At 66.0% G+C, this 5,523-nt stretch carries 5 protein-coding genes; all 5 read right to left on the minus strand.

Annotated features, from left to right (window positions below; all coding sequences use genetic code 11):
• Positions 1-11: 11 nt before the first annotated feature.
• A complete protein-coding gene (locus VH499_RS21260; protein ID WP_332054763.1) occupies positions 12-836 on the minus strand; it encodes an alpha/beta hydrolase in 825 nt (274 codons plus the stop codon).
• 115 nt (positions 837-951) lie between these two features.
• On the minus strand, positions 952-1,662 hold the full coding sequence (locus VH499_RS21265) for a hypothetical protein (RefSeq protein ID WP_332054764.1): 711 nt from the start codon (positions 1,660-1,662) through the stop codon (positions 952-954).
• Between the two features lie 16 nt (positions 1,663-1,678).
• The gene (locus VH499_RS21270; RefSeq protein ID WP_332054765.1) at positions 1,679-1,963 is read right to left on the minus strand and encodes an acylphosphatase; all 285 of its coding nucleotides are present in this window, start codon (positions 1,961-1,963) and stop codon (positions 1,679-1,681) included.
• Between the two features lie 7 nt (positions 1,964-1,970).
• Positions 1,971-3,956, minus strand: a complete 1,986-nt coding sequence (accC, locus tag VH499_RS21275; RefSeq protein ID WP_332054766.1) for an acetyl-CoA carboxylase biotin carboxylase subunit — start codon at positions 3,954-3,956, stop codon at positions 1,971-1,973.
• Between the two features lie 174 nt (positions 3,957-4,130).
• Positions 4,131-5,523: acyl-CoA carboxylase subunit beta (locus VH499_RS21280; RefSeq protein ID WP_332054767.1), on the minus strand; the 1,393-nt coding region annotated here is incomplete at its 5' end.

Consider the following 5,523-nt stretch of genomic DNA (forward strand, 5'->3'; position numbering starts at 1 on the left):
GATGGCACGCTCTACCCTCTGATAAACGCCAGCAGGTCTGCGTTGATCGTCTCGGCGTGCGTCGTTGGCATGCCGTGCGGGAAGCCTTTGTAGGTCTTCAGCGTGCCCTTCTTCAGCAGCTTCGCCGATAGCGGCGCGGAATCGGCATAGGGCACGATCTGGTCGTCATCGCCATGCATCACCAGTACCGGCGCGTTGATCTTCTTGAGGTCCTCGGTGAAGTCGGTCTGCGAGAAGGCGACGATGCCGTCATAGTGCGCCTTGGCGCCGCCCATCATGCCCTGGCGCAACCAGTTCAGGATCACCGCCTGCGACGGCTTCGCGCCGGGGCGGTTGTAGCCGTAGAACGGCCCCGCCGCGATGTCGTAGTAGAACTGCGCGCGGTTGGCGGCGAGCTGCTTCTGGAATCCGTCGAACACCTCTTTGGGTAGCCCTCCCGGATTGGCCGGCGTCTTCACCATCAGCGGCGGCACCGCGGCGATGATCGCCGCCTTCGCCACCCGGCTTTCGCCGTGCCGCGCGATATAGTGCACCACCTCGCCGCCGCCAGTGGAGTGGCCGACATGCACGGCGTTCTTGAGGTCGAGATGCGCGGTCACTGACGCGAGGTCGTCGGCATAGTGGTCCATGTCGTGGCCGCCGGCCGTCTGGCTCGAGCGGCCATGGCCGCGCCGATCGTGGGCAATGACGCGGAAACCTTGATTGAGGAAGAACAGCAGCTGCGCGTCCCAGTCGTCGGCCGAGAGCGGCCAGCCATGGCTGAACACGATCGGCTGGCCCGTGCCCCAGTCCTTGTAGAAGATCTCGGTGCCGTCCTTGGTGGTGACCGTAGACATGGTTCTGGTCCCTTTCGTCGATGGGGAAGCCGAAAGCCGCTGACACTGAATAGATGCCTGGTCGCCGGATGGAATGGCGTGCCGATCTGATAGGTCGGAGCGCTTCGGCTCCAGCTCAATAGTGGATGTGTGCGTAAAGATAGCGCAGGTTGCGCTTGGGGTTGAAGCTCAGCTGGTGAATCTCGACTTCGAGCCTCGGGTCGATTTGCTTGATGGCGGCGACCAGGGTCTCGCGCGGCAGCGACCAGGCGAGGCCGTGCAGCTGCTGGCGCTTCCCGGTGTCTTCGAATTGCAGGAACACCTGCGTACCCTCGTGCATGAGCCCGAGGACCTGTTGGAAGAAACGATCGAGGATCTGGTCGGGGATTTTGCCGCAGACGTGCCAGGCGCCGATGAAATCCGGCCGCGCCGCCTTCGCCGCCGCCAGGCCGGCCTCGTCGATCACGCGCAGTGACGGGCGTTTCTCGGCGGTGAGGGCCGGTCCGATGTGGCGGATGCCTTCGTCCAGGAACTCCTGCGCGAGGTCGAGGCCCCAGAACCTGTCCGGCTCCAGCATCGCGACGATCGGCCGCCCGAGCCGCAGGCTGCCGCAGCCGTAGTCGACGAACGTGTGGTGCGGCCGCAGCCCGTGCCGGCGCAGCACCTTGATCATCTCCTCCTCGCCGCGCGCCGCCTTGGCGGTGGGACCGATCGCGGGATGCGCGCGCCCGGCCTTCAGCTTCCGGGTCACGACCCAGGCGTAGTAGGTCTCGTACCGCGCGAACGGATGACGCAGGCGCCAAAGGGGATAGCGCAGGTGGCGCCGGAAGAATTTCTTGAATCGCATTCTGGATAAGCTCGGGTCAGGCAGTCGGCAGCTTGCGGAATCCTCGGCCGGGATCGTCGGTGCTCGCGGTGACGTCCACGGTGCTGACTTCGGCGGCCGGCGGCCCTCGGTGGCAGGCGCCGATCATGCCGTCGACCTGCATCCCTGATCCCGCGAACACCGCCTCCACGTCGCCGTCGCGCCGGTTGCGCACCCAGCCGTCGAGGCCGCGGGCCTGGGCCTCCTGCACCGTCCAGGCGCGGAACCAGACGCCTTGTACCGTGCCGGAGATGAGCACATGAACGATCTTGCGGTCCGCCATCGAGGTCTCACGCAAACTCGACGATCACCTGGTCGACCGACAGGCTGTCGCCCGGCTTGGCGTGCAGCTTCGCGACCTTGCCGTCGCGCTCGGCGCGCAGCAGGTTCTCCATCTTCATGGCTTCGACCACCGCCAGCTCCTGCCCGGCCTTGATGTCCTGGCCCTCCTGCACCGCGATCGTGACCAGGAGGCCCGGCATCGGCGAGAGCAGGAACCTCGACATGTCGGGCGGAGTCTTCTCGAGCATGTGCCGGGCGAGCTCGGCCGCGCGCGGCGCCAGCACCAGCGTCTTCAGCTGCGCGCCGCCGTGGTTGAGGCGATACCCGACGCCGTCGCGGTCGACCTGCACGACGATCGGCCGGTTGTCGATGCGGCCGCGATAGATCGGCTCGCCCACGTTCCAGGCGCTGACCAACTCCCGGCTGCGCTTGCCGCCGATCACCGCATGGCCCATCGCCGTCTCGACGACGGTGACCTCGTGCTGTTCCTTGCCGATCTTCACCACCCACTTGCCATTGGCGATCGGCGCCGCGGTCTTGAAGCGCGGCGCGCTCGCGACCGCGCGGCGGGCGTAGCTCTGGTGCACCACCGCCGCCACCGCGACGATGTCGCCCTTGCCTTCGTCGGGCAGGTCGACGCCGTGGAAGCCCTCCGGAAACTCCTCGGCGATGAACCCAGTCGTGAGCCGCCCGGCATGGAAGCGCGGATGCCCCATCAGCGCCGACAGGAACCCGACATTGTGGCCGAGGCCGCGGATATAGAACGAATCCAGCGCCTCGCGCATCGCGGTGATGGCCGACGGGCGGTCCTCGCCGTGGGTTACCAGCTTCGCGATCATCGGGTCGTAGAACATGCTGATCTCGGCGCCTTCATAGACGCCGCTGTCGACCCGGACCGCCGGCCCTCCCGACGGCTCGCGGTAGCGCACCAGCCGCCCGGTCGAGGGCAGGAAGTTGCGCACCGGGTCCTCCGCATAGACCCGTGCCTCGATCGCCCAGCCTTTCAGCTTCACGTCCGACTGCTTGATCTTGAGCTTCTCGCCGGCGGCGATGCGGATCATCTGCTCGACCAGGTCAAGCCCCGTCACCATCTCGGTCACCGGATGCTCGACCTGCAGGCGGGTGTTCATCTCGAGGAAATAGAAGTTGCGCTTGGCATCGACGATGAACTCGACCGTGCCGGCGGACTTGTATTGCACCGCCTTGGCGAGCGCGACTGCCTGCTCGCCCATCGCCCGCCTCGTCTTCTCGTCCAGGAAGGGGCTCGGCGCCTCCTCGATCACCTTCTGGTGGCGGCGCTGGATCGAGCATTCGCGCTCGCCGAGATAGAGGCAGTTGCCGTGGCCGTCCGCCAGCACCTGGATCTCGATGTGGCGCGGATCCTCGACGAACTTCTCGATGAACACGCGGTCGTCGGCAAAGCTGGAGCGCGCCTCGTTGGTGGCCGAGCGGAAGCCGTCGCGCGCTTCCTGGTCGCTGCGCGCAACGCGCATGCCCTTGCCGCCGCCACCCGCTGACGCCTTGACCATCACCGGATAGCCGATCTCCCTGGCGATCTTCACCGCCTCGTCGGCATCCTTGATGACGCCGAGATAGCCGGGCACCGAGTTGACGCCCGCTTCCTTGGCCAGCTTCTTGGATTCGATCTTGTCGCCCATCGCGGCAATGGCATGCGGGTCGGGGCCGATGAAGGCGATGCCAGCCTCCTTGAGCGCCACGGCGAACTTGCGGTTCTCCGACAGGAAGCCGTAGCCGGGGTGCACCGCCTCGGCGCCCGCCTGCGTGCAGGCCGCGACGATCTTCTCGATCGAGAGATAGCTCTGCGTCGCCGCTGCCGGCCCGATCGCAACCGCCTCATCCGCCTCGCGCACATGCAGGGCATCGGCATCCGGCTCGGAATAGACCGCGACGGTCCTGATGCCCATGGCCCGTGCCGTCCGGATCACCCGGCACGCAATCTCGCCGCGATTGGCGATGAGGATTTTAGAGAACATGGGAGTTCGGACGCACGCCGTCGCCGCCCCCCCAGCCGTCATGGTCGTGCTTGGCACGACCACCCACGAGTTCGCCTAAGATGGCACAGTATTGCCCATGGAAACTCGTGGGTGGTCGGACCAAGTCCGACCATGACGATGGAGAGTGGGCCGATTCGGTTGCGGTTATCATCATCACAGCGGAATGTTGTCGTGCTTCTTCCAGGGGTTCTCCAGCGTCTTGTCCCGGAGCATGGCGAGCGAGCGGCAGATGCGCTTGCGGGTCGAGTGCGGCTTGATGACGTCGTCGATGAAGCCGCGCGCGCTCGCGACGAAGGGATTGGCGAACTTCTGCCGGTACTCCTCGGTGCGCTCCGCAATCTTGTCCTTGTCGCCGATGTCGGCGCGGAAGATGATCTCGACCGCGCCCTTCGGGCCCATGACCGCGATCTCGGCCGAGGGCCACGCGAAGTTCACGTCGCCGCGGATGTGCTTGGAGCTCATGACGTCGTAGGCCCCGCCATAGGCCTTGCGCGTGATGACGGTGATCTTCGGCACGGTCGCTTCGCCGAACGCGAACAGCAGCTTGGCGCCGTGCTTGATGATGGCGCCGTATTCCTGCGCGGTCCCGGGCAGGAAACCCGGCACGTCCACGAAGGTCACGATCGGGATGTTGAAGCAGTCGCAGAAGCGCACGAAGCGCGCCGCCTTGCGGCTGGTATCGATGTCGAGGCAGCCGGCCAGCACCATCGGCTGGTTGGCGACGATGCCGACGGTGTCGCCGCCCATGCGCGCCAGGCCGATGATGATGTTCCTGGCGTATTCCGGCTGCAACTCGAAGAAGTCACCCTCGTCGACCACCTTCGCGATCAGCTCGTGCATGTCGTAGGGCTTGTTGGGATTGGCGGGGACCAGCGTGTCGAGGGAGAACTCGTCGCGGTCGATCGGATCGGGCGTCTGCCGCTGCGGCGCGGGCTCGCGGTTCGAGGACGGGATGAAATCGACGAAGCGCCGCAACTGCAGCAGCGCCTCGACATCGTTCTCGAAGGCGAGATCGGCGACGCCGGACTTGCTGGAATGGGTCAGCGCGCCGCCCAGCTGCTCGTGCGTGACCGTCTCGTGCGTCACCGTCTTCACCACGTCGGGACCGGTGACGAACATGTAGGACGAATCCTTCACCATGAAGATGAAGTCGGTCATAGCCGGCGAATAGACCGCGCCGCCGGCGCAAGGCCCCATGATCAGCGAGATCTGCGGCACCACGCCGGAGGCCAGGATGTTGCGCTGGAACACGTCGGCGTAGCCGGCCAATGAGGCGACGCCCTCCTGGATGCGCGCGCCGCCGGAATCATTGAGGCCGATGACCGGCGCGCCGACCTTCATGGCGTGGTCCATCACCTTGCAGATCTTCTCCGCGTGCGCTTCGGAGAGCGATCCGCCGAACACAGTGAAGTCCTGGCTGAACACGAAGACCAGGCGGCCGTTGATGGTGCCGTAGCCGGTGACCACGCCGTCGCCCGGCACCTTCTGGTCCTGCATGCCGAACTCGCTGCTGCGATGCTCGACGAACATGTCCCATTCCTCGAAG

This window comes from Reyranella sp. (assembly GCF_036558665.1).
In the GTDB taxonomy this organism is placed as follows: domain Bacteria; phylum Pseudomonadota; class Alphaproteobacteria; order Reyranellales; family Reyranellaceae; genus Reyranella.